This window comes from Acidithiobacillus sp. HP-11, assembly GCF_015100075.1.
Lineage (GTDB): Bacteria > Pseudomonadota > Gammaproteobacteria > Acidithiobacillales > Acidithiobacillaceae > Acidithiobacillus > Acidithiobacillus thiooxidans.
Map to the genome: position 1 here is coordinate 75782 of NZ_JACKYY010000003.1, position 20589 is coordinate 96370.

Here is a 20589-nt window from a genome sequence, read left to right on the forward strand (position 1 = left end):
CTACAGCACTTCTGGCGCTAACGAAATTATTTTCATGAAATTAGCCCCGCGCAATTCACGGGTTACCGGTCCAAAAATACGCGTACCAATAGGCTGTAACTGATTGTTAAGCAGCACCGCTGCATTGGTATCAAAGCGGATCAAGGAACCATCCTCACGACGAACGCCTTTGCGAGTACGGACGACCAGGGCATTGTAAACATCGCCCTTTTTGACCTTACCACGAGGCACTGCGTCCTTGATGCTGACCTTGATAACATCGCCAATGTCCGCATAACGCCTGTGCGAGCCGCCGAGAACCTTGATGCACATCACTTCCCGCGCACCACTGTTGTCCGCGACGCTTAATCTAGTCTGCATCTGAATCATGCGTTATCTCCTTCGACAACACCCTGGCTGAGCACATTCACCAGGCGCCAGCTTTTGGTTTTAGACAAGGGCCGACATTCTTCAATTTTTACCGTGTCACCAATGTGGCAGGCATTATCAGCGTCGTGCGCATGAAACTTTTTGGAACGACGAATATACTTTTTGTAAAGCGGATGCTGGATACGTCTTTCGACCAGAACTACAATGGTTTTATCCATACGGTCGCTAACAACAGTGCCAACGAGACTACGGGGATTTTTTACTTCACTCATCACTGCACTCCCTTCTTGGCACTAATCGCTGTACGCACACGGGCAATATCTCTGCGCACTGTACGCAAACGGGTAGTCTTGGCGAGCTGACCAGTAGCATGCTGCATGCGTAACTTGAACTGCTCTTCCAGCAATTGCATGAGTTCAGTCTGGCAGCCGGCCAGATCCAGTTTTTGTATTTCTTGCGCTTTCATCCCATCACCCGCCGACTTACAAATACGGTCTGCACTGGAAGTTTGGCCGCACCCAAAGCGAAAGCTTCACGGGCCACTTCCTCACTGACACCTTCCATTTCATAAAGAACTTTACCAGGCTGGATCAGCGCCACCCAATACTCAGGGTTACCTTTACCTTTACCCATCCGGACTTCTGCCGGCTTTTTACTGATGGGCTTGTCCGGAAAAATACGGATCCAGATCCGACCGCCACGTTTTACATGACGACTAATGGCACGCCGAGCGGCTTCCAACTGACGCGCAGTAATTCTGCCCCGGCCAATGGCTTTAAGGCCAAATTCGCCAAAGCTTACCTTACTCCCACGCGTCGCTATGCCGCGATTGCGTCCCTTGTGTTGTTTACGAAATTTCGTACGTTTAGGCTGCAGCATCTGAAGCTCCCGTTACTTCTGGTGAGCACCGGTATTTTGTACCGTGCTCCATTCCAGAATTTCGCCCTTAAAAATCCATACCTTGACGCCAATAATACCGTAGGTGGTTTTCGCCTCAGCAAAACCGTAATCAATATCGGCTCGCAGGGTGTGCAAAGGCACCCGCCCTTCCCGATACCATTCAGTACGAGCAATTTCTGCTCCACCCAATCGACCGGCACAATTAATGCGCATACCCAGTGCTCCGAAACGCATGGCATTGGTAACGGCTCTTTTCATCGCCCGACGGAACATGATTCGGCGTTCCAGCTGTTGTGCAACACTTTCAGCAACCAGCTGCGCATCCAATTCAGGCTTACGAATTTCTTCGACATTAATATGAACCGGAACGCCCATGCGCTTTTGCACATCGTGACGTAACTTTTCGATGTCTTCGCCCTTTTTACCGATAACGATACCAGGGCGCGCAGTATGTACTGTGATACGCGCACTCCGTGCAGGACGTTCGATAATAATATCGGAAACAGCTCCACCGGAAAGTCTCTCGCGAATGAACTGGCGGATTTTAATATCTTCCAGCAACTTTTCCTGGAAATCGCCCTTCCCGTACCAACGGGAGTTCCAATTCTTAATGATTCCCAGACGCAGTCCGACTGGATTGGTTTTTTGTCCCATAGCTTCCTCAGTTAACTCTCTGCGACCACAATCGTGATATGGCTGGTCCGTTTCAGGATCCGTGAGCCCCGACCTTTTGCCCGGGCCGCAAAGCGCTTCAGCACCGCACCACCGTCAATCAGAATCTGTTCGACGAAAAGGGCGTCCACATCGGCACCTTCATTGTTTTCTGCATTAGCAATTGCTGATTCGAGACATTTACGAATGGGCAATGCTGCTTTCTTGTTGGTAAACTGCAAAATCTCCAACGCCTTGTCTACCGGTTTGCCGCGCACCAGGTCAGCAACCAGTCGCGCTTTTTGGGGAGACATCTGCAGTCCTTTAAGTACAGCTGATGATTTCATCTGATTCCCCTTTATCGCTTGGCTTTTTTGTCAGCCACGTGACCTTTGAAGGTCCGTGTCAGTGCAAATTCACCGAGCTTATGGCCAACCATGTTCTCGTTGACCACAACAGGAATGTGCTGACGACCATTATGTACACTGATGGTCAGACCGATGAAATCAGGGGTAATAGTGGAACGACGCGACCATGTTTTGATCGGACGCCGGCTACTACTCGCCTGTGCACTTTGTACTTTACGGTCCAGATGTTCATCAATGAACGGACCTTTTTTAATGGAACGTGGCACGTCAAATCCCCTTAACCACTAACGCGAACGACGTCGTACAATCATATTGCTTGTACGCTTGTTTTTACGGGTACGATAACCCTTGGTCGGTTGCCCCCAAGGTGAAACCGGATGCCGACCACCGGAAGTACGACCTTCACCACCACCGTGGGGGTGATCTACCGGGTTCATAACCACACCTCGTACGGTTGGGCGAACACCGCGCCAACGTGTGGCACCAGCCTTACCCAACTGCTGAGATCCGTGTTCTTCATTACCGACCTCACCAATGGTAGCGCGGCAGGATACATGAATTCGGCGCACTTCACCAGAGCGCAAACGTAACTGAGCATATTCTCCATCACGCGCCATAAGCTGAGCCGATGCACCTGCCGAACGGGCAATCTGCCCACCCTTGCCCGGACGCATTTCAATATTATGCACTACCGAACCTACCGGGATACCGCGCAGCGGCATGCAGTTGCCGGGCTTGATGGGCGTTTGTTCAGCAGAAAGGATGGCGTCACCGACGTTCATTCCTTTGGTGGCCAGAATGTAACGACGTTCTCCGTCGACATAACAAACGAGTGCAATATGTGCCGAACGATTGGGATCATACTCCAGGCGTTCAACCTTACCGGGAACGTCAAACTTATTGCGCTTAAAATCGATAAGACGATAATGTGACTTGTGCCCACCACCTTGGTGGCGTCGGGTAATTCGCCCATGGTTATTACGGCCGCCACTATGTGACTGAGATTCCACCAACGTGGGATACGGATCCCCTTTGTGCAGACGCGTATCTACGCTTTTAACGACAAAACGTCGACCTGCAGAGGTGGGTTTGGTTTTAATCAATGCCATTTTTTAGATCCTTTCCTCAGGCCACGCCGTAGTCAATGCTGTTGCCTTCGGCCAGACGTACATAAGCCTTTTTCCAGGAAGAGCGGCGGCCAACGTGCCGTCCCATACGCTTTTCCTTGCCCATGTAATTGCAGGTCTGAACAGACAACACCTGAACTTCAAATAGTTTTTCAACAGCCGACTTAATTTCAAGCTTGGTAGAGTCGCGCGCCACTTTGAAAACAAACTGGTTAGACTGCTGCTGCACCATGGTGCTTTTTTCGCTGATGACCGGGGCCAAAAGGACCAGATATTTACGTTCTGCATTCATCCGTACACCTCACCTAATTTCATGACTGCGTCCTGATCCATCAGCACACGGCCATATTGGAGAAGATCTGCAGGACCGATATCCTGCCAGCCGGCAATACCGACTCTCGGAAAATTGCGCAAGCTTAAGAATAAATTGACTGGCACTTCACCCATGACCAGGAGAAAATCCGTACCACCGGCCTGATCAATCCACTCACGCGCGTTTTTACTGCGTGCTTCGGAAAAATCTTCCTGCTGAATAATCTGCAACCGACCCTGGCGCAACAACTCTGCCAGGACAGTACGCATGGCACCTGCCCACATCTTTTTATTGACCTTTTGATGATAGTTTTCACCACCAGCAGGGAACACCCGACCACCACCACGCCAGATTGGGCTGCGTGTTGTACCAGCGCGCGCACGACCGGTACCCTTTTGCTTCCAGGGTTTACGACCACCACCGCGCACAGCAGAACGATTCTTCTGGTGCGCAGTTGCAGCCCGCATGCCAGCCATTTGCGCTACAACCACCTGGTGCAACAGCGCTTCGTTGTAGGGAACGTCAAAAACACCGTCGGCAATTTCAACCGGACTGTTTTTGCCGCTGGCAATTTCCAGACTTTGGACTTGCATATTTCTCTCTCCTAACCGCGCACTGCAGGACGCACGATGACATCACCATCGCGTGCACCAGGAACAGCACCTTTGATCATCAGCAAATGCCGAGCTTCATCAATGCGCACCAATTCAAGGTTCAGCGTAGTGACCTGTTCATCACCTAAATGTCCGGCCATCTTCTTGCCCTTGAATACCCGACCAGGTGTCTGCCGACAACCAATGGAGCCCGGTGCATTGTGCGCCCGTGAGTTACCATGACTGGCGCGGTTACTCCGGAAATTATGACGCTTGATGGCCCCAGCAAATCCTTTACCTTTGCTGGTTCCAGTTACATCGACCTTTTGACCAGCAGTAAACACATCAAGACCAATCTCACTACCACTGCTGTATGCCCCGGTATCTTCAACCCGGAACTCTCTCAGCAAGCGACCGGGGACTACACCACTTTTACGGAAGTGTCCTGCCAGTGCGGACGTTACCCTTTGGGGACGTCGTTCACCGCAGGCCACCTGCACGGCACAGTAACCATCAGTGGCGATATCTTTAATCTGGGTCACCTTGTTCGGTGCCACATGAATGACGGTTACCGGCAAAACCCGCCCATCATCCGAGATGATACGCGTCATACCTACTTTCCGTCCGATCAGACCCATTACCATTTTCTTGTCCTTTCTAAAATTACAGCTTGATCTCGACGTCGACTCCCGCTGCAAGATCCAGCTTGATCAGCGCATCTACGGTTTTATCATTGGGATCGAGAATATCGAGCAAACGCTTATGAGTCCGCTGTTCAAACTGATCCCGGGCGTTCTTATCCACATGGGGTGAACGCAACACCGTGAAGCGCTCGATTTTGGTGGGCAGAGGAATAGGACCGCATACCCGTGCCCCGGTCCGCCGGGCTGTTTCAACGATTTCTGCTGCAGAAATATCCAGCATGCGGTAATCGTATGATTTCAAGCGAATACGAATTTTTGAACTGTCCATTATTCGACCACCTTGGAAACGACGCCGGCACCCACCGTACGGCCGCCTTCACGTACCGCAAAGCGCAAGCCTTCTTCCATCGCAATCGGGGCAATCAGGGCAACCTTGAACAACACGTTGTCACCAGGCATCACCATCTCTACACCTTCCGGCAATTCCACCGCACCGGTTACGTCCGTGGTGCGGAAGTAAAACTGTGGACGATAGCCATTGAAAAACGGGGTGTGGCGTCCGCCTTCTTCTTTCGACAGGACATACACTTCCGCTTCAAAACGGGTGTGCGGTTTGATGCTGCCGGGCTTGGCCAGTACCTGTCCACGCTCCACGTCGTCTTTCTTGGTGCCACGCAGCAACACGCCGACGTTGTCGCCCGCCTGTCCCTGATCCAGAATCTTCCGGAACATTTCTACACCGGTGACAATGCTCTTGGCGGTGTCGCGGATGCCAATGATTTCAATTTCATCACCGACCTTGACAATACCGCGCTCAATACGCCCGGTGACCACGGTGCCACGTCCGGAAATCGAGAAGACGTCTTCGATCGGCATCAGGAAGGGCTTGTCAACCGGACGCTCAGGCAACGGAATGTAGCTGTCCAGGGCGTCTGCCAGTTTGAAAATAGCGGGTTCGCCGATGTCGCTCTGATCGCCTTCCAGGGCCTTCAGGGCGGAGCCAATGATTACCGGTATATCGTCTCCCGGGAAATCATACTTGGACAGCAGTTCGCGGACTTCCATTTCGACCAGCTCAAGCAGTTCGGCGTCATCCACCATGTCAGCCTTGTTCAGGAACACGACAATGAAAGGTACGCCCACCTGACGGGCCAGCAGGATGTGTTCACGCGTCTGCGGCATGGGGCCGTCCGCCGCTGAACAGACCAGAATGGCGCCATCCATCTGCGCCGCTCCGGTAATCATGTTCTTGACGTAGTCGGCGTGTCCGGGGCAGTCCACGTGGGCATAGTGACGCGCTTCCGTCTCATACTCGACGTGCGAGGTCGCGATCGTGATGCCACGCGCCCGTTCTTCCGGTGCGTTGTCAATCTGATCATAGGCCCGTACTTCTCCACCAAACTTCGTCGACAGCACCTTCGTCAGCGCCGCCGTCAATGTGGTCTTCCCATGGTCCACGTGACCAATCGTTCCCACGTTTACATGCGGCTTCGTCCGCTCAAATTTCCCTTTGGACATCAGAAACTCCCCAAGAAAACAGACCCAAGAAAAAAATATGGAGCCCACAACCGGATTCGAACCGGTGACCTCTTCCTTACCAAGGAAGTGCTCTACCGCCTGAGCTATGTGGGCCTACTTCTGGAGCGGGTGATGGGAATCGAACCCACACCATCAGCTTGGAAGGCTGAGGTTCTACCATTGAACTACACCCGCATAAACCGTGGCGCCCGCGCCGCTTACTACTTATTTACCTATGCACTTTTAATCGAAATATGGTGGAGGGAGGAGGATTCGAACCTCCGAAGGCAGAGCCGTCAGATTTACAGTCTGATCCCTTTGACCGCTCGGGAACCCCTCCACGATTAGCGGCGCATTGTGCCGCTTAGTGCTGGCACCTGTCAATAGAAATTATGACAATCTCTGTCGCACTTTATTTATCCCGCACCACGCCAGTCAAGTGCCCCAGATGGCTTTTTTATCTTGATTTTAAAAGATCCTCTTTGCTTATTGTGCCCATTTCTTGACATCGTTGCCGATTTACAACATTCTCTGCCTGGCTGTACTAGATTTTGCCAGGTAGATTTCTGCCTGGGCTTGAGAGGAGGGTTTATAATGCAACATATTAAACGTATTACGCTGATGCTTGCCATCAGCGGCGGTTTTATTGCTGGAACGGCGTTTGCTGATAATGCTTACAACGGTTATGCCATTGAGGCTGGTGGAAAGCCGGTAGTCGCTTCCAATGGTGCTTGTGTCCGTGGCGGACGTCCAGTCACGGATGGCGCCATTCCTGCTTATTGCGCACCTCAGCCTGCTCCGGTTGCGGTGAAGCCAGCACCCGCTCCGGCTCCCGTTCCGGCACCTATTGCCCCAGTCGAACGTACGGTTCTGGTCAGTAAGCCCATTACCATTACTGGCATCAACTTTAAATTTGATTCCTACAAACTCCTGGATCATGACATCAGGGTTTTGGACGAAGTAGCCGATTTTGCCAAAAATCATCCGGCGGCTGTTCTGGACGTGAATGGATATTGCAGCAAAGTTGGTAGTTACGCCTACAACCTGAAGCTGTCCAAGTTGCGCGCCCAAAGCGTTGCTCAATACCTTGCCAATCATGGTGTTTCCAATGATCGCATGGTCTTGAAAGGACATTCCTACAATGATCCCGTCGCCAGCAACGCCACTTCACAAGGGCGCTTCCTGAACCAGCGTGTGGAAATCAATTCCAACATCAAGGTTCAAAAAACAGTTCAGTAACCAGTCCTGAACGGCTGAATAAGGCGGGTCGAAATTGATCCGCCTTTTTTGTGCCTTTTGTCCATCATGCAGCATTCAAATTCCATGCTAGACTAGCGACCATGCGACAATCCCTGCTTCGTTTCGTACGTACTCTGCACATCACTCGCGTCCTGGTGAGGTACCGCCTGGATGAAGTGCTTTATTTTCTGCCCATATTAAAGCCGTATCAGGCTATTTTACGCCTTAGCCCCATGTCCTGGCTGGGTCCCAAGCCGCAGGGGGATTTTGCAGAACGACTGCGCCAGGCTCTGGAAACTCTGGGACCAACTTTCATCAAGCTCGGACAAATGTTGTCGACCCGACGCGATCTTCTGCCTGACTATATCACCCAGGAACTGGCCAAGCTGCAAGATGCCGTCCCACCCTTCCCCTCTGAAGAAGCTTGCAAAATCATTGAAAGCGCATTGGGCAAACCGATCAATACAGTGTTTTCAGAGTTTCATTCCAAACCGGCTGCGGCGGCTTCTATTGCTCAGGTTCATTTCGGCGTGCTGCAGGATGGTCGCGAAGTCGCTATTAAGGTCCGCCGTCCCGGCTTAAGACGAATTATTGATCAGGATCTGGCTATTTTAGGCCTGTTGGCTGATTTGGCGGAACGCTATTCCCAGGAAGGACGACGACTGAGAATTCGCGCTGTTGTCGCGGAATATGCCAAGACCTTGCGCGGAGAACTGGATTTGCTTCGCGAAGCTGCTAATGCCAGTCAATTACGTCGCAATTTTGCCGCCGATCCTGATCTGCTTTATATCCCTGAAATTTACTGGGATTACTGCAGTTCCTCGGTCCTGGTCATGGAACGGATTTACGGTATCCCGATTGGTCAGTTGGATGCCTTACGCGCTGCCGGCATCAACTTTGATCAACTCTCCAGACGCGCCGCAGATATTTTCTTCCGTCAGGTTTTTCGCGACGCCTACTTTCATGCAGATATGCATCCCGGCAACATTTTCATAGATCCCCAAAGCGGGCGCTTTATTGCTGTGGACTTTGGCATCATGGGCAGCCTGGATGATGCCAGCCAGCATTATCTGGCAGAAAACATGATCGCCTTTTTTCAAAGAGATTACCGGAGAGTCGCCGAGGCGCATGTGGAGGCAGGCTGGGTTCCGCCCGATACCAATGTTCAGGATTTTGAAACAGCGATCAGGGCCATTGCCGAACCTGTGTTTGAAAAACCCCTAAACGAAATTTCGGTCGCTAACTTGTTGCTGCGCTTATTCCAGACGACCCGGGCCTTTCACATGCAAACCCAGCCCCAACTTCTATTGCTCCAGAAAACTTTAGTGAACGTCGAAGGTATCGCCCGCGATTTCAATCCTGCATTGAACATGTGGGAAGTGGCCACTCCACTGCTGACTGAATGGCTCAGTCGTCAGCGCGGCCCCCGTGGCTGGTGGACGGAAATGAAGCGCCATTTTCCAGAATGGGGACTGGTCCTTCCGGAAATGCCCGTTTTACTGCATGGCATTCTTCGTCAGGCCCAACAGGGAGAGCTGCCCCTGGTTATTCGTAATCAGGATCTGGAAGGGATTCGCAAGGAAATCCGTCGCGGCATGTTGCGCCTTTCATTTGGTGTCAGTGGTACTTTCATTGTCGTCGGCATTGGTATTATGGCGGCACTCGCGCATAAATTGGATTACGCGATTTTCGATCTGCCTCTCTGGGCATGGTTGATTTTAATACCTGGATTCACCTGGGTTGGCGTTCGATGGGTCGGTAGTTTTTTCAGGATCCGAGATTAACGCTTAATCGATTAACAACAAGGGAGGATTGCTTTTATGTGGGTCATTATTTCGCTGGTGATTGCTGCTGTTGCTGTCCTATTCGCCGTACAGAATAATACCATGACATCCGTGCATTTTTTTTCATGGACTTTTGCCCAATCTCAGGGCGTGATTTTACTGGGTGGGTTTGTGGCGGGGTTTATAGCCAGCATGCTGATCTATCTACCCACCCATATCCGCAACAAGCTCAAAATACGTCGTCATGAACGCCGCCTGTCTGATCTTGAAGGGCAACTCAATGAAGAAAAGGGCAAGCGTGAGTATATTGAAAAGGAACACGCCGCCGCCTTACGCATCCAGAAAAACAACGGTGTGACCGGGTCCAAGGCCGAAAGCTGAGAACCCGGCGATATTGGTAAGCTTATTCGGCTTTTTTGTCCGCGACGGGTACCGCAGAAGCCGTTTTATTAATCGGCACGGCACGGGCAAGTACTTCGAGGTTTTTGGTAGCTTGCGTGTTACCTGCTTCTGCCGCCTTGTGCCACCACAATGCCGCTTTGGCGTAATCCTGAGGAACACCCTGGCCCATGAAATAGAGGTTGCCCAGATTATACTGAGCAGCCGAAACCCCCAACTCTGCCGCCTTGTTCCACCAATAGGCTGCTTTAATCAGGTCTTTGGGCACGCCCTGACCAAAATAATATTGCATGCCCAGGTTGTACTCGGCCTTGCCGTAACCATGCATGGCTGATTTTTCAAACCACTGTGCCGCCAACGTGTAATTTTGTGGCACACCATCGCCCAATGCGCAGCGGGTACCGATGCTGTTTTCCAGTTTGGCGGTGGTCAAATCGGTCGGCTGCGAGCTGGCTGAGTCTTCCATTTCTGCTTTATTGGCCGTCGTCTGGGCATTGGCCAAGGGTGCGGCAAGGAGCAAAAACGCGGCAGCCGAACAAGCAAGCACCGCAGGATTGGAAAATAAACGATGAGCTGGCATGATTCACTCCATAAATGAGGGTTAATAGCTTTCAGATGTGAAGGTTACACCATAAAGCTAAGAAACTGCCACAACTTTTTACGCCAACCTCCCAACCAGGGAAAATCCTCTTTCAGGATTTTGTGCTTTGCTCTATCTCGCTCTGGCGCCAGCGCTGGGCCAGCTTATCAAGTACCGCATTGACAAAACGATGCCCCTGTTCAGCCCCAAAGTCCTTTCCCAATTCAATGGCTTCATTGATGACTACCCGGTATGGTGTTTGCGGCAGATCACGGAGCTCATAGGCGGCAAGACGCAAAATGGCGCGCTCCACTTCACTGATTTCATCAGTCCAGCGCCGATCCGGGATTTCTTCGGCGATGGCCGGATCCAAGTGCGGAATCGCCTGGCAAACGCCTTCCCATACTGTCGCAAAGAAAGCGCGATCGGCGCCCCGAAGCCGTTCCGGGTCTGTAGTAAACTGAAGCGCAATTTCTGCACAATGTCCCGGATTCAGCTGCCACTGATAAAGGGCCTGGATAATAGCCTGACGCGCCAGGCGACGACGACTGTTTTTCATGGAGGCTCAGATCTGACCCAGAAGCTGTACCATTTCGAGAGCCGTCATGGCCGCATCAAAACCTTTATTGCCTGCCTTGGTACCGGCACGCTCAATAGCCTGTTCAATGCTGTCAGTGGTTAAAATGCCGAAAATCACAGGAATACCCGTGTCCATGGCCACCTGTGCCACACCCTTGGAAACCTCTCCTGCTACATAATCAAAATGGGGCGTTCCGCCACGAATAACGGCACCCAGACAAAGAACCGCGTCGTAATTTCCACTACGCGCCAGTTTTTGCGCAATCAATGGAATTTCATAAGCGCCAGGCACATAGACCACATGAATTTGTTCATCACTGGCACCATGACGACGCAAACCATCTATAGCGCCCTGCTCCAGTTGCTGGGTAATGAAACTGTTAAAGCGGCTGACCAGCAGGGCAAATCGAAACTTACCGGCCTGGAGACTACCTTCTATTTGCTGAATCATGATTTTTCCTTATTTATTTTCCTGAAATGGACGCTGGCCCACAATTTCGAGACCAAATCCGCCAATACCCCGGTACTGGAAATGGCTGTCACTCAGCACCTCGGCACGATGCACGCCCAGATCCGTGAGGATTTGGGCGCCAATACCAAAAGTGCGCAAAACCCGACCAGCATCTCCAGCCTGCCCAGGCCCTTTGGGCATTTCCGGCAGGGCAGATACTTCCTGGACCAGCTCTTCCACACTTTCTTCATGGTGCAAGTACACCAGCACGCCCCGACCCTCAGCCGCAATCCGCTCTAATGCGCGCGTATTGGGACTGGCCGCTCCCGCAAACAGATCATTCAGTGTTTTACCTACCTGAACACGCACCAGCACGGGACTTTCTGTAGCCGCCACTTCACCCATGACCAAGGCAAAATGCGTTTCTTTCGCTACCCAGTCCCGATAAACCGTTAGCTGGAATTCTCCATGGGGACTCTGCCATGGCCCTTGGGCCTGGCGCTCGACAATCCTTTCTCTTTCAAGGCGATAGCGGATCAAGTCGGCAATGGTGCCAATTTTAAGTCCATGCTTTGCGGCATAGGGAAGCAGATCGGGTAAACGAGCCATTTCCCCATCGGCATTGAGAATCTCGCAAATCACTCCTGCTGGCTGACAACCCGCCAGTCGTGCCAGATCAACGGCCGCTTCGGTATGCCCGGCGCGGACCAGAACCCCACCCGGCTCGGCAGCAAGGGGAAAAATATGTCCGGGCATGACCAGATCTTCGGGCGCAGCATTTTCAGCAATAGCAGCCTGAACTGTGGCTGCCCGGTCGGCTGCAGAAATACCCGTAGTCACTCCCCGAGCCGCTTCAATGGATACTGTAAAGGCGGTGCCCAGGCTGGCCGTATTATGTCCGACCATTTGTGGCAGACGCAGCTGTTGGCAACGTTCCCGGGTCAAGGGCAGACAGACCAGTCCGCGTGCCTGGGTCACCATAAAATTAATGGCAGCGGGAGTCACGAACTCCGCCGCCATGATCAGGTCACCCTCATTTTCACGGCCCTCGTCATCCATGAGGATCACCATACGACCCGCTGCAATTTCGGCAATAATTTCTTCGGCGGGACTGATTTTACCTTCACTCATACGGGGTATCCTCTGGCAGCTAGTGATTCGCGGGTAATCTCCGATTTTAGCCCCGACTGCGCCTCCGTCGCTACCCAACGTTCCAGATAGCGGGCAATCAGGTCCACTTCGAGATTGACCGCCTGACCCGCACGCCAGGCTGATGCAGTCGTATTTGTCAGTGTATGGGGAATCAGATTAAGCATGAATTGCTCGCCTTCCAGAGCATTGACGGTCAGGCTGATACCATCCACGCAAATGCTGCCTTTGGCGGCGATATAGCGCAGCAGTTCGCGCGGTGCGGTCACCGCAAAAACCTGTGAACGTCCGGAATTCTGCACACTATGGATTTGTCCGACCCCATCTACATGACCCGCTACCATATGACCGCCCAGACGGTCAGCCAGACGCAGTGCTTTTTCGAGATTCACGGCACTACCTGTTTTAAGGCTACCCAGCAGGGTCTTGTCCAGGGTCTCGCGGGAAATATCCACGGCAAACCCGTCTTTGTGCAGTTCCACTACGGTCAGGCAAACACCCGATACAGCAATACTGTCACCGAGTTTGACATCACCCAAATCCAGCCCGCCAGAGGCGAGCGTCATCCGAAAATCACCTCCCTGAGGCTGCAATTGTCTAACCTGACCCAAGGCCTCGATAATACCGGTGAACATGAATCAAAACTCCTGCGGACCCAGGGTCCACTTCAAATCATTACCCAGCGACTCGACCCGAAGACTCCGCCAGCGCGGCGCTTCGGTCAGTTGTTGAAAAGGACCAACCTGCATGGCGGGCAATGCCCCCTGGCCGAGGAGCATGGGGGCCATATAGAGCAACCACTCATCGACCAATCCGGCTGCAAACAGGGTACTGGCCAGACCCGGGCCCGCCTCTACCAATACTTCATTCATTTGTTTCTCTGCCAAAATGCGCATGACTGCCGGACAATCCAGGCGCTCGCCATCCAGCGGCACGGCAAACAACTCTGCACCTGCGGCTTGCAGCATTTTTTTGGCTGATTCCGGCCGGTCCGGCCCATGGAATATCCAGACCGCGCCGGGTGAAGCAAACAGTGCCGCATCTGCCGGGGTCCGCAAACGGGTGTCCAAAATCACCTTCACTGGACACCGGCGCAGCGGAATATCCAGACGCGGGGCCAGACGCGGGTTGTCGGCCAGAACCGTGCCAATCCCCACCAGGATGGCACTGGCGCTGGCCCGCTCTTTTTGCACATCGGCGCGCGCCAAGGTACCGGTCAGCCACTGACTTTGTCCATTGCCCAGCGCCACACCTGCATCCAGACTGACTGCCTGCTTTAAGCGAATCCAGGGACGCCCGCCTTCCATGCGCATAAAAAATCCGGGGTTCAGCGCACGACTTTCGGCTTCGCAACAGCCCAGTTCAACCTCGATGCCAGCGGCCCTGAGCCGGGCAATCCCCTGTCCGGAAACCAGAGGATTGGGATCCTGAACCGCCACCACCACCCGTTTCACTCCTGCGGCCATCAGGGCATCCGCACAGGGGCCGGTCCGCCCCTGATGACTGCAGGGTTCGAGGGTGACGTAAACGGTCGCCGCACGCGACGCCGCTCCGGCTTCGGCAAGGGCCAGCACTTCGGCATGGGCTTCACCAGCAAAAAGGTGAGCGCCACGGCCAACAACGACCCCTTCCTGCACCACCACCGCACCCACTCGCGGATTAGGGTGAGTCGAATATAAACCCCGCTTCGCCAGGTCCAGGGCCATTTCCATGAAATTATGGTCCTGCTCAGTCAGCACCAGATCGTCCTTTTCCGGGTGCCTGTTGCTGATCGGGATGGGAGCCCTCTTTCAGGCGGGCAATTTCCGCACTGAATGCATCTACATCTTCAAAACGCCGGTACACCGAAGCGAAACGCACATAAGCCACCGGATCGAGGCCGCGCAAAGCTTCCATAACCAGTTCGCCAATCAGGCGCGCCGGCACTTCGCGCTCGCCTCTTTCACGAAGACGCCGTTGAATCAAACGCAGGGCTGAATCTACCTGGTCGGTAGCGACCGGACGCTTGCTCAGCGCCCGCGTCAAACCACGCTGCAATTTGTCTTCGTTAAAAGACTCACGACGCCCATCGGTTTTAACCACCATGGGCAAAGCGAGCTCGGCACGCTCAAAAGTCGTGAAGCGCTGATTACATTGCGGACATTCCCGACGGCGCCGCACCGTCCCGCCCTCATCCGCAAGGCGGGAATCCACCACCCGGGTGTCAGCGAAGGCGCAGAACGGGCAATGCACGGAACCTAGCCGTACACCGGAAACTGCTTGCACAGGGCAGTCATATCCGCCTTGACCCGAGCAATCACTGCGGCATCTGCGGGAGCATCCAGCACATCGGCGATCCCCTTGCCCAAGCGCTGCATTTCCGCTTCTGCAAAGCCACGGGTGGTTGCTGCCGGGGTGCCGATGCGAATACCACTGGTCACCGCTGGCGGACGGGTATCGAAAGGCACTGCGTTTTTGTTGACCGTGATGTGCGCCTGACCCAGCGCTTCCTCGGCTTCCTTACCGGTCACCTTTTCGCCCAGATTGAGGAGGAAAAGGTGATTATCCGTACCGCCTGACACGGCTGTATAACCTCGCCCGGCAAGTACCTGACTCAGCGCCTGGGCGTTGCGAATGACCTGCTGCTGATAGGTTTTGAACTCCGGCTGCAAAGCTTCACGGAAAGCTACCGCCTTGCCAGCAATGACGTGCATCAGAGGACCACCCTGCAAGCCAGGAAAAATCAACGAGTTGACCTTCTTGGCATATTCTTCCCGACAAAGGATGAGACCACCACGCGGTCCACGCAGGGTTTTGTGGGTCGTGGTGGTGACAAAATCCGCATGGGGAACGGGACTGGGATGTAAACCGGCCGCAACCAATCCGGCAATGTGGGCCATGTCCACCAGCAAATAAGCGCCGATACTCCGGGCAATTTCACCGATCCTTTCGAAATCGATAATGCGCGAATAGGCACTGGCCCCGGCGACGATCATTTTGGGACGTTCCTGCTCGGCCTGTGCTGCCATTGCCTCATAGTCAATTCGACCATCTTCGGCGCGCACCCCATAAGCGGCCACCTGAAACAGCTTGCCCGAAACATTGACCTTGGCTCCGTGGGTCAGATGTCCACCATGCGCCAGACTCATGCCCATAATTTTGTCGCCCGGCTTCAATACCGAAAGGTAAACAGCCTGATTAGCCTGAGAACCGGAATGGGCCTGAACGTTGGCGTGTTCTGCGCCGAACAGCTCCAGAGCCCGATCAATGGCCAACTGTTCAGCAACATCCACATACTCGCAACCACCATAATAGCGTTTGCCCGGATAACCCTCGGCATACTTGTTGGTCAGCACTGAACCCTGCGCCACCATTACCATGGGGCTGGCGTAGTTTTCAGAAGCAATGAGTTCCACATGATCTTCCTGACGCTGGGTTTCCTTACACATGGCATCCCATAGTGCAGGATCAAAATCAGCAATACTGAGGGTTTTGGAAAACATGGTGCACTCCTTCAAAAACTTCCGGAAAATTTGTGGCTAGACACTAATGGATGCAAGAACGAACGGCAAGGGTAAAAAATGCGTGCAAGTCATGAATGAAACTCATCAGAGTTTGACACGCACCGGCTGCGGGTGATGGGCGAGTACAAAGCGGGCGGCCTTCTTTTCTTTCTTTTTTCGGGGAGGACGCCGCTTGTCAGCAAAAATATCCTGATAGGCCACATGGATGACCGGTGGACCCAACACCCAGACAATCAAGCCCAACCATAACTGGGAAAAAGCTGGCATAAACAGATTCGCCAGCAAAATGACGGCCCAGAGACCGATCAGAGGATCCCGCAATTCCGGCCTGAACAGCAGGGTGAGTGTAGTTTCCACTTCTGACTCCAGCCAGCCATGTCCTTTGTGCAAGGCAAGGGCAATCCCGAAAAAAGCCGGAGAGAACCAGAAGTAAGGCATTAGTGATAAATCCGAAAACCGCTGTCCGAAAGCGAACCACCAGCCCCAGAATCCCTGACCCATGCCCGAGTCGTCATGCCAGGGAATATTTATCCCGGCCAGCAAGCTGCCCATGACCACTATGTCTTGGCCAAATTCGAAAATCATGCCAAAAACGGCAAAAAGCATACCCCAAACCACCGCCACATGGAGGGCATGCCGCATTTGTCGGTTCGTATAAGATTCCGTTTCTTCATCGGTATTGGCAGCGATTTCCAGGCCAAACAGCAGACCGAAGGGCGCCATGGCGTACATCAACCATTCGGGAAAGGGAATGGCCGCAAACACCAATGCAGCAGCGGTAAGTAACAGCCATGGCCGAGGCCGGGCCACTACCAGCTCGGCACCTCCCTCGACCCAGCTCACTACACGATTTACCCACTTCCAGGCCAAAATTATCTCCCGGCAACATGACACACGGCCAAGCACAACTTGTCGCTCATGCTATCTCTTTTGATTCTAAACCATCAAGGCGCATAAAACTAAAAACATCAGTTGCCGTTAGGATAAACACAAAATGCTGCCGCCTTACGCCGCTTGTCGCCGACGGTCTTGACGTTTAGACTCTTCCGGCTCTGTTTGATGATTAGAAAAGCACACAATGCCTGCTCAGATACCCGCTGATTCCGTTGGACTGGTAACCCCGCAGACGGTCACTTTTCCAGCTGACCTGCAACTGGAGTGTGGGCGCAGCTTGCCGGGTTACACCCTGGTTTATGAAAGTTATGGGGCCTTGAACAAGGATCACAGTAACGCGATTTTACTCTGCCATGCGCTTTCTGGTGATCATCACGCTGCCGGGTATCATCACATGGATGATCGTAAGCCGGGCTGGTGGGAGCATCTGCTTGGACCCGGCAAGGCCATGGATACTGAACAGTTTTTTTTCGTCTGCGCCAATTTTATCGGGTCCTGCAAAGGCTCAACGGGTCCAGCCAGCATCAATCCTGAAACCGGCAGTCCCTGGGGTCTGGATTTTCCTATGGTCACCGTCCGCGACTGGGTAAAAACCCAGGCCGACCTGGCCGATCATCTGGAGATTGAACAATGGGCAGCGGTTATTGGCGGCAGCCTGGGTGGCATGCAGGTTATGCAATGGAGCATGGATTATCCGGACCGGCTGCGTAACGCCGTGGTCATTGCTGCTGCACCCAAACTGACGGCGCAGAACATCGCCTTCAACGAAGTTTGTCGTCAGGCCATCATGACTGATCCGGATTTTCACAATGGCCGCTATTATGCCCATGACACCAAACCGCGCCGGGGACTGTCACTGGCGCGCATGATCGGTCACATCACCTATCTTTCTGATGACGCCATGCGCACCAAGTTCGGCCGGGATACCCGGGGCGGCAAGGCCTTTTCCTTTGGCTTTGATGTGGATTTTGAGGTGGAAAGTTATTTGCGCTATCAGGGTTCAAGCTTTGTCGAACGCTTTGATGCCAACAGCTATTTATATATTACCAAGGCATTGGATTATTTTGATCCGGCCAGTGCGTATGGCGGCAGCCTGGCGGAAGCCTTTGCGCGGGTGCAAGCGGCATTTTTGGTAGTCTCTTTCAGTTCTGACTGGCGGTTTTCCCCGGAACGCTCCCGCGAAATCGTGCAGGCACTATATACCTGTAATCGCGATGTCAGCTATGCGGAAATTGAGGCCACCCACGGCCACGATTCCTTTTTAATGCCCATTCCCCAATATGTCGCCGTTCTCGGCACTTATCTGCAACGCGTTGCAGAGGAAATCGGACTATGAAGCTACGCCAGGATCTGGCCATTATCGCCGAATGGATTCCCCCGCAAAGCCGCATTCTCGATCTGGGCTGCGGGGAAGGAGAACTGCTGGCCTATTTGCGCGCCGAAAAGGGCGTGCAAGGTTATGGGGTGGAAATTGAGGAAGATCGGGTCGTCGCCGCCATCCGACGCGGAATTCCGGTCATTCAGCAGGATCTTGATCAGGGACTCAAAAATTTTGCAGACCAGAGTGTCGATACGGTAGTACTTTCCCTGACCCTGCAGGCTTCTACCTATCCCCGTCAGTTATTACTGGAAATGTTACGCGTCGGCCGTGAGGTCATTGTCACCTTTCCCAATATGGGACACTGGCATGCGCGCTGGCAACTGGGCGTGCTGGGCAAAATGCCCACCACAGACGCCTTGCCCCATACGTGGTACGATACCCCCAACATCCATCTGTGTACGATTCGTGACTTTGAACAACTCTGTGCCGACAACGGCATCGCCATCCATCAGCGGGTCGTGCTCAATGAGCGGCGGCGCAGCACTTGGCGCAACCGTTTGTTACCCAACCTATTTGGAGAAGTCGCTTTATATCGTTGCGCCCTGGTCGCACGCTGAAGCTCATGCGAGGAGAACGCCATGACCCTGGAACTGATCAGCTTCCCCCTCTGCCCCTATGTACAGCGTTCGGTGATTACTCTGCTGCACAAACAGGTAGTCTTCAAACTGACGCACATTGATCTCGCCCACAAACCCGAATGGTTTCTCGAACTTTCGCCCATGGGCAGGGTCCCCTGCCTGAAAATCGGCACTGACGCCGTACTGTTCGAATCTCAGGTGATTAATGAATATCTGGATGAAACCATTGCACCGCCACTGCATCCTTCTGACCCGCTGGAACGCGCCCGGCACCGCGCCTGGATTGCCTTTGGCAGCGAAATGATTGGTGATCAGTTCCAGATGATGGTGGCCCAGGGTGAAGAACCTTTTACGGCGGCCAGTCGCCAGCTTTTTGACAAGCTTGAGCGGTTGGAAAAAAACATGGCCGAAGGACCATTTTTTGCGGGTCAACATTTCAGCCTGGTGGATGCTGCCTTTGCTCCCTTATTCATGCGCATGGAAATTCTGCACGCATTACGGCCATTGCCGCGTTGGGAATCCTTGGGCAAACTGCGCCGCTGGACGGCCTTACTCATGGAATTACCCGAGGTAGCAGGCTCCGTAACCGCCGACTTTCCAGAACGGCTGCGGAATTATATCAGCGAAAAAGGCAGTCTTCTGCTACGCTCAGTCTGAATACAAGCTGCCGCATTTACGATTTGCACAGGAGTCATGCGTATGAGTGATCAACAGGGAGAGGACATGCAGGATCAGGCGCTCGTGCCCACCACCCACTTTGGTTATCAGGAAGTTCCGGAAACGGAAAAAGAAGACCTGGTCAAAGGGGTTTTCAGCAGTGTCGCGGGTAAATACGACCTGATGAACGATCTGATGTCACTGGGTGTGCATCGCCTGTGGAAGCGCTTCACGGTTGACCTCGCCCGTCCCCGTCCCGGCCAACGGGTGCTGGATCTCGCCGGAGGCACGGGTGACCTGGCTGCCGCCATTTATCCGCGCATCAAACCCAATGGTTCCATTGTGGTCTCCGATATCAATCCGGAAATGCTGGCGGTTGGCGAAAACCGCCTGGCGGACAAGGGTATCATCGCAGGCGTCGAGTTTGTCGAAGCCAATGCGGAAGAACTCCCCTTTCCCGACCGCGAATTCGACCTGGTCACCCTGGCCTTTGGCATCCGCAACATGACCCATCCCGAACGGGCCTTGAAGGAAATTCACCGCGTCCTCAAAACCGGCGGGCGGGCATTGATTCTGGAGTTTTCACACCCGCGCTGGCCGGGGTTGCAGTCCATTTATGATCTGTATTCCTTCAAGTTACTGCCGCGCATTGGCGAACTCGTCGCCAGGGATCGAGACAGCTATCAATATCTGGTGGAATCCATCCGCCGCTTCCCCGATCAGGAAACCTTCAAAATGATGATGGAAGAAGCCGGTCTGGAACGGGTTGAGGTGTTCAACCTGTCGGGTGGTATTGTTGCCCTGCATCGCGGCTTTCGTATGGATTGATGAATGCTTTTCATCTGAATGCCTAAAAATTCCCTCTTGAGCCGAGACTCCGGGCAGGGCATGATGGCGACAATTTTCGCAGAG

29 protein-coding genes and 3 tRNA genes are annotated in these 20589 nt (G+C 53.4%); 7 read left to right on the plus strand and 25 right to left on the minus strand.

Features of this window, described 5'->3' with window-relative positions; all coding sequences use genetic code 11:
• The 16 genes from rplN to H7F08_RS01825 form a co-directional block, all read right to left on the minus strand.
• Positions 1-369: a 50S ribosomal protein L14 gene (gene rplN / locus H7F08_RS01750; RefSeq protein ID WP_010639690.1), complete on the minus strand. Its 369-nt coding sequence runs from the start codon at positions 367-369 to the stop codon at positions 1-3.
• Positions 366-641: a 30S ribosomal protein S17 gene (rpsQ, locus tag H7F08_RS01755; RefSeq protein ID WP_010639691.1), complete on the minus strand. Its 276-nt coding sequence runs from the start codon at positions 639-641 to the stop codon at positions 366-368. Before rpsQ ends, rplN begins: the two co-directional genes overlap by 4 nt.
• On the minus strand, positions 641-835 hold the full coding sequence (rpmC, locus tag H7F08_RS01760; RefSeq protein WP_031573675.1) for a 50S ribosomal protein L29: 195 nt from the start codon (positions 833-835) through the stop codon (positions 641-643). The genes rpsQ and rpmC overlap by 1 nt, the downstream gene beginning before the upstream one ends.
• On the minus strand, positions 832-1248 hold the full coding sequence (gene rplP, locus H7F08_RS01765) for a 50S ribosomal protein L16 (RefSeq protein WP_010639694.1): 417 nt from the start codon (positions 1246-1248) through the stop codon (positions 832-834). Before rplP ends, rpmC begins: the two co-directional genes overlap by 4 nt.
• Before the next feature lie 12 nt (positions 1249-1260).
• Complete coding sequence (gene rpsC / locus H7F08_RS01770) at positions 1261-1923, minus strand: 30S ribosomal protein S3 (RefSeq protein WP_010639696.1); 663 nt, start codon at positions 1921-1923, stop codon at positions 1261-1263.
• Between the two features lie 11 nt (positions 1924-1934).
• Positions 1935-2267, minus strand: a complete 333-nt coding sequence (gene rplV, locus H7F08_RS01775) for a 50S ribosomal protein L22 (RefSeq protein WP_010639697.1) — start codon at positions 2265-2267, stop codon at positions 1935-1937.
• Positions 2268-2278: 11 nt separating this feature from the next.
• Positions 2279-2554, minus strand: coding sequence for a 30S ribosomal protein S19 (gene rpsS, locus H7F08_RS01780; protein WP_010639699.1), 276 nt, complete (start codon positions 2552-2554; stop codon positions 2279-2281).
• An 18-nt stretch (positions 2555-2572) separates the two neighbouring features.
• A complete protein-coding gene (gene rplB, locus H7F08_RS01785) occupies positions 2573-3397 on the minus strand; it encodes a 50S ribosomal protein L2 (RefSeq protein WP_010639701.1) in 825 nt (274 codons plus the stop codon).
• A 16-nt stretch (positions 3398-3413) separates the two neighbouring features.
• Positions 3414-3707, minus strand: coding sequence for a 50S ribosomal protein L23 (gene rplW / locus H7F08_RS01790; RefSeq protein ID WP_010639703.1), 294 nt, complete (start codon positions 3705-3707; stop codon positions 3414-3416).
• A complete protein-coding gene (gene rplD / locus H7F08_RS01795) occupies positions 3704-4321 on the minus strand; it encodes a 50S ribosomal protein L4 (RefSeq protein WP_010639705.1) in 618 nt (205 codons plus the stop codon). The genes rplW and rplD overlap by 4 nt, the downstream gene beginning before the upstream one ends.
• 11 nt (positions 4322-4332) lie before the next feature.
• Complete coding sequence (gene rplC, locus H7F08_RS01800) at positions 4333-4965, minus strand: 50S ribosomal protein L3 (RefSeq protein WP_010639707.1); 633 nt, start codon at positions 4963-4965, stop codon at positions 4333-4335.
• 19 nt (positions 4966-4984) lie between these two features.
• Positions 4985-5293, minus strand: a complete 309-nt coding sequence (gene rpsJ, locus H7F08_RS01805) for a 30S ribosomal protein S10 (protein WP_012536086.1) — start codon at positions 5291-5293, stop codon at positions 4985-4987.
• The gene (gene tuf / locus H7F08_RS01810; RefSeq protein ID WP_142089393.1) at positions 5293-6483 is read right to left on the minus strand and encodes an elongation factor Tu; all 1191 of its coding nucleotides are present in this window, start codon (positions 6481-6483) and stop codon (positions 5293-5295) included. The genes rpsJ and tuf overlap by 1 nt, the downstream gene beginning before the upstream one ends.
• Positions 6484-6521: 38 nt before the next feature.
• Positions 6522-6597, minus strand: a tRNA-Thr gene (locus H7F08_RS01815).
• A gap of 7 nt (positions 6598-6604) precedes the next feature.
• A tRNA-Gly gene (locus tag H7F08_RS01820) sits at positions 6605-6678 on the minus strand.
• 60 nt (positions 6679-6738) lie between these two features.
• A tRNA-Tyr gene (locus tag H7F08_RS01825) sits at positions 6739-6823 on the minus strand.
• Between the two features lie 254 nt (positions 6824-7077).
• Between H7F08_RS01825 and H7F08_RS01830 the strand changes: the two genes are divergently transcribed.
• The 3 genes from H7F08_RS01830 to H7F08_RS01840 all read left to right on the plus strand — a co-directional run bounded on the left by H7F08_RS01830 (position 7078) and on the right by H7F08_RS01840 (position 9887).
• Positions 7078-7722, plus strand: coding sequence for an OmpA family protein (locus H7F08_RS01830; RefSeq protein ID WP_010639713.1), 645 nt, complete (start codon positions 7078-7080; stop codon positions 7720-7722).
• A gap of 101 nt (positions 7723-7823) precedes the next feature.
• Positions 7824-9506 (plus strand): ubiquinone biosynthesis regulatory protein kinase UbiB, encoded by a 1683-nt coding sequence (gene ubiB, locus H7F08_RS01835; RefSeq protein ID WP_075322134.1) that lies wholly within the window; start codon positions 7824-7826, stop codon positions 9504-9506.
• 36 nt (positions 9507-9542) lie between these two features.
• The gene (locus H7F08_RS01840) at positions 9543-9887 is read left to right on the plus strand and encodes a lipopolysaccharide assembly LapA domain-containing protein (RefSeq protein WP_142089392.1); all 345 of its coding nucleotides are present in this window, start codon (positions 9543-9545) and stop codon (positions 9885-9887) included.
• Positions 9888-9909: 22 nt separating this feature from the next.
• Here H7F08_RS01840 and H7F08_RS01845 read toward each other — a convergent pair whose 3' ends face one another.
• The 9 genes from H7F08_RS01845 to H7F08_RS01885 all read right to left on the minus strand — a co-directional run bounded on the left by H7F08_RS01845 (position 9910) and on the right by H7F08_RS01885 (position 17037).
• A complete protein-coding gene (locus H7F08_RS01845) occupies positions 9910-10485 on the minus strand; it encodes a tetratricopeptide repeat protein (RefSeq protein WP_024894704.1) in 576 nt (191 codons plus the stop codon).
• A gap of 112 nt (positions 10486-10597) precedes the next feature.
• The gene (gene nusB, locus H7F08_RS01850) at positions 10598-11044 is read right to left on the minus strand and encodes a transcription antitermination factor NusB (protein WP_193639716.1); all 447 of its coding nucleotides are present in this window, start codon (positions 11042-11044) and stop codon (positions 10598-10600) included.
• 6 nt (positions 11045-11050) lie between these two features.
• Positions 11051-11518: a 6,7-dimethyl-8-ribityllumazine synthase gene (gene ribE, locus H7F08_RS01855; RefSeq protein WP_215866304.1), complete on the minus strand. Its 468-nt coding sequence runs from the start codon at positions 11516-11518 to the stop codon at positions 11051-11053.
• A 6-nt stretch (positions 11519-11524) separates the two neighbouring features.
• Positions 11525-12646 carry a 3,4-dihydroxy-2-butanone-4-phosphate synthase gene (gene ribB / locus H7F08_RS01860; protein ID WP_010641386.1) on the minus strand — a complete coding sequence of 374 codons (1122 nt, stop codon included), beginning with the start codon at positions 12644-12646 and terminating at the stop codon, positions 11525-11527.
• Positions 12643-13299 carry a riboflavin synthase gene (locus H7F08_RS01865; RefSeq protein WP_193639718.1) on the minus strand — a complete coding sequence of 219 codons (657 nt, stop codon included), beginning with the start codon at positions 13297-13299 and terminating at the stop codon, positions 12643-12645. The genes ribB and H7F08_RS01865 overlap by 4 nt, the downstream gene beginning before the upstream one ends.
• A gap of 3 nt (positions 13300-13302) precedes the next feature.
• Positions 13303-14403: a bifunctional diaminohydroxyphosphoribosylaminopyrimidine deaminase/5-amino-6-(5-phosphoribosylamino)uracil reductase RibD gene (ribD, locus tag H7F08_RS01870; protein WP_193639719.1), complete on the minus strand. Its 1101-nt coding sequence runs from the start codon at positions 14401-14403 to the stop codon at positions 13303-13305.
• Positions 14393-14896, minus strand: a complete 504-nt coding sequence (gene nrdR, locus H7F08_RS01875) for a transcriptional regulator NrdR (protein ID WP_193639732.1) — start codon at positions 14894-14896, stop codon at positions 14393-14395. The genes ribD and nrdR overlap by 11 nt, the downstream gene beginning before the upstream one ends.
• A gap of 5 nt (positions 14897-14901) precedes the next feature.
• The gene (gene glyA / locus H7F08_RS01880; protein ID WP_065957719.1) at positions 14902-16146 is read right to left on the minus strand and encodes a serine hydroxymethyltransferase; all 1245 of its coding nucleotides are present in this window, start codon (positions 16144-16146) and stop codon (positions 14902-14904) included.
• Between the two features lie 105 nt (positions 16147-16251).
• Positions 16252-17037: a hypothetical protein gene (locus H7F08_RS01885; RefSeq protein WP_193639720.1), complete on the minus strand. Its 786-nt coding sequence runs from the start codon at positions 17035-17037 to the stop codon at positions 16252-16254.
• Between the two features lie 208 nt (positions 17038-17245).
• On the opposite strand from H7F08_RS01885, the gene metX reads away from it, so the two are divergent.
• From metX to ubiE, 4 genes are read left to right on the plus strand one after another with little or no spacing between them, the layout of a single operon-like run.
• The gene (gene metX, locus H7F08_RS01890; RefSeq protein WP_010641375.1) at positions 17246-18397 is read left to right on the plus strand and encodes a homoserine O-succinyltransferase MetX; all 1152 of its coding nucleotides are present in this window, start codon (positions 17246-17248) and stop codon (positions 18395-18397) included.
• On the plus strand, positions 18394-18999 hold the full coding sequence (gene metW / locus H7F08_RS01895) for a methionine biosynthesis protein MetW (RefSeq protein WP_010641373.1): 606 nt from the start codon (positions 18394-18396) through the stop codon (positions 18997-18999). Before metX ends, metW begins: the two co-directional genes overlap by 4 nt.
• A gap of 21 nt (positions 19000-19020) precedes the next feature.
• On the plus strand, positions 19021-19677 hold the full coding sequence (locus tag H7F08_RS01900) for a glutathione S-transferase family protein (protein ID WP_010641371.1): 657 nt from the start codon (positions 19021-19023) through the stop codon (positions 19675-19677).
• A gap of 42 nt (positions 19678-19719) precedes the next feature.
• Entirely contained in the window at positions 19720-20505 is a 786-nt protein-coding gene (ubiE, locus tag H7F08_RS01905) for a bifunctional demethylmenaquinone methyltransferase/2-methoxy-6-polyprenyl-1,4-benzoquinol methylase UbiE (protein ID WP_010641369.1), read from the plus strand.
• Positions 20506-20589 lie beyond the last annotated feature (84 nt).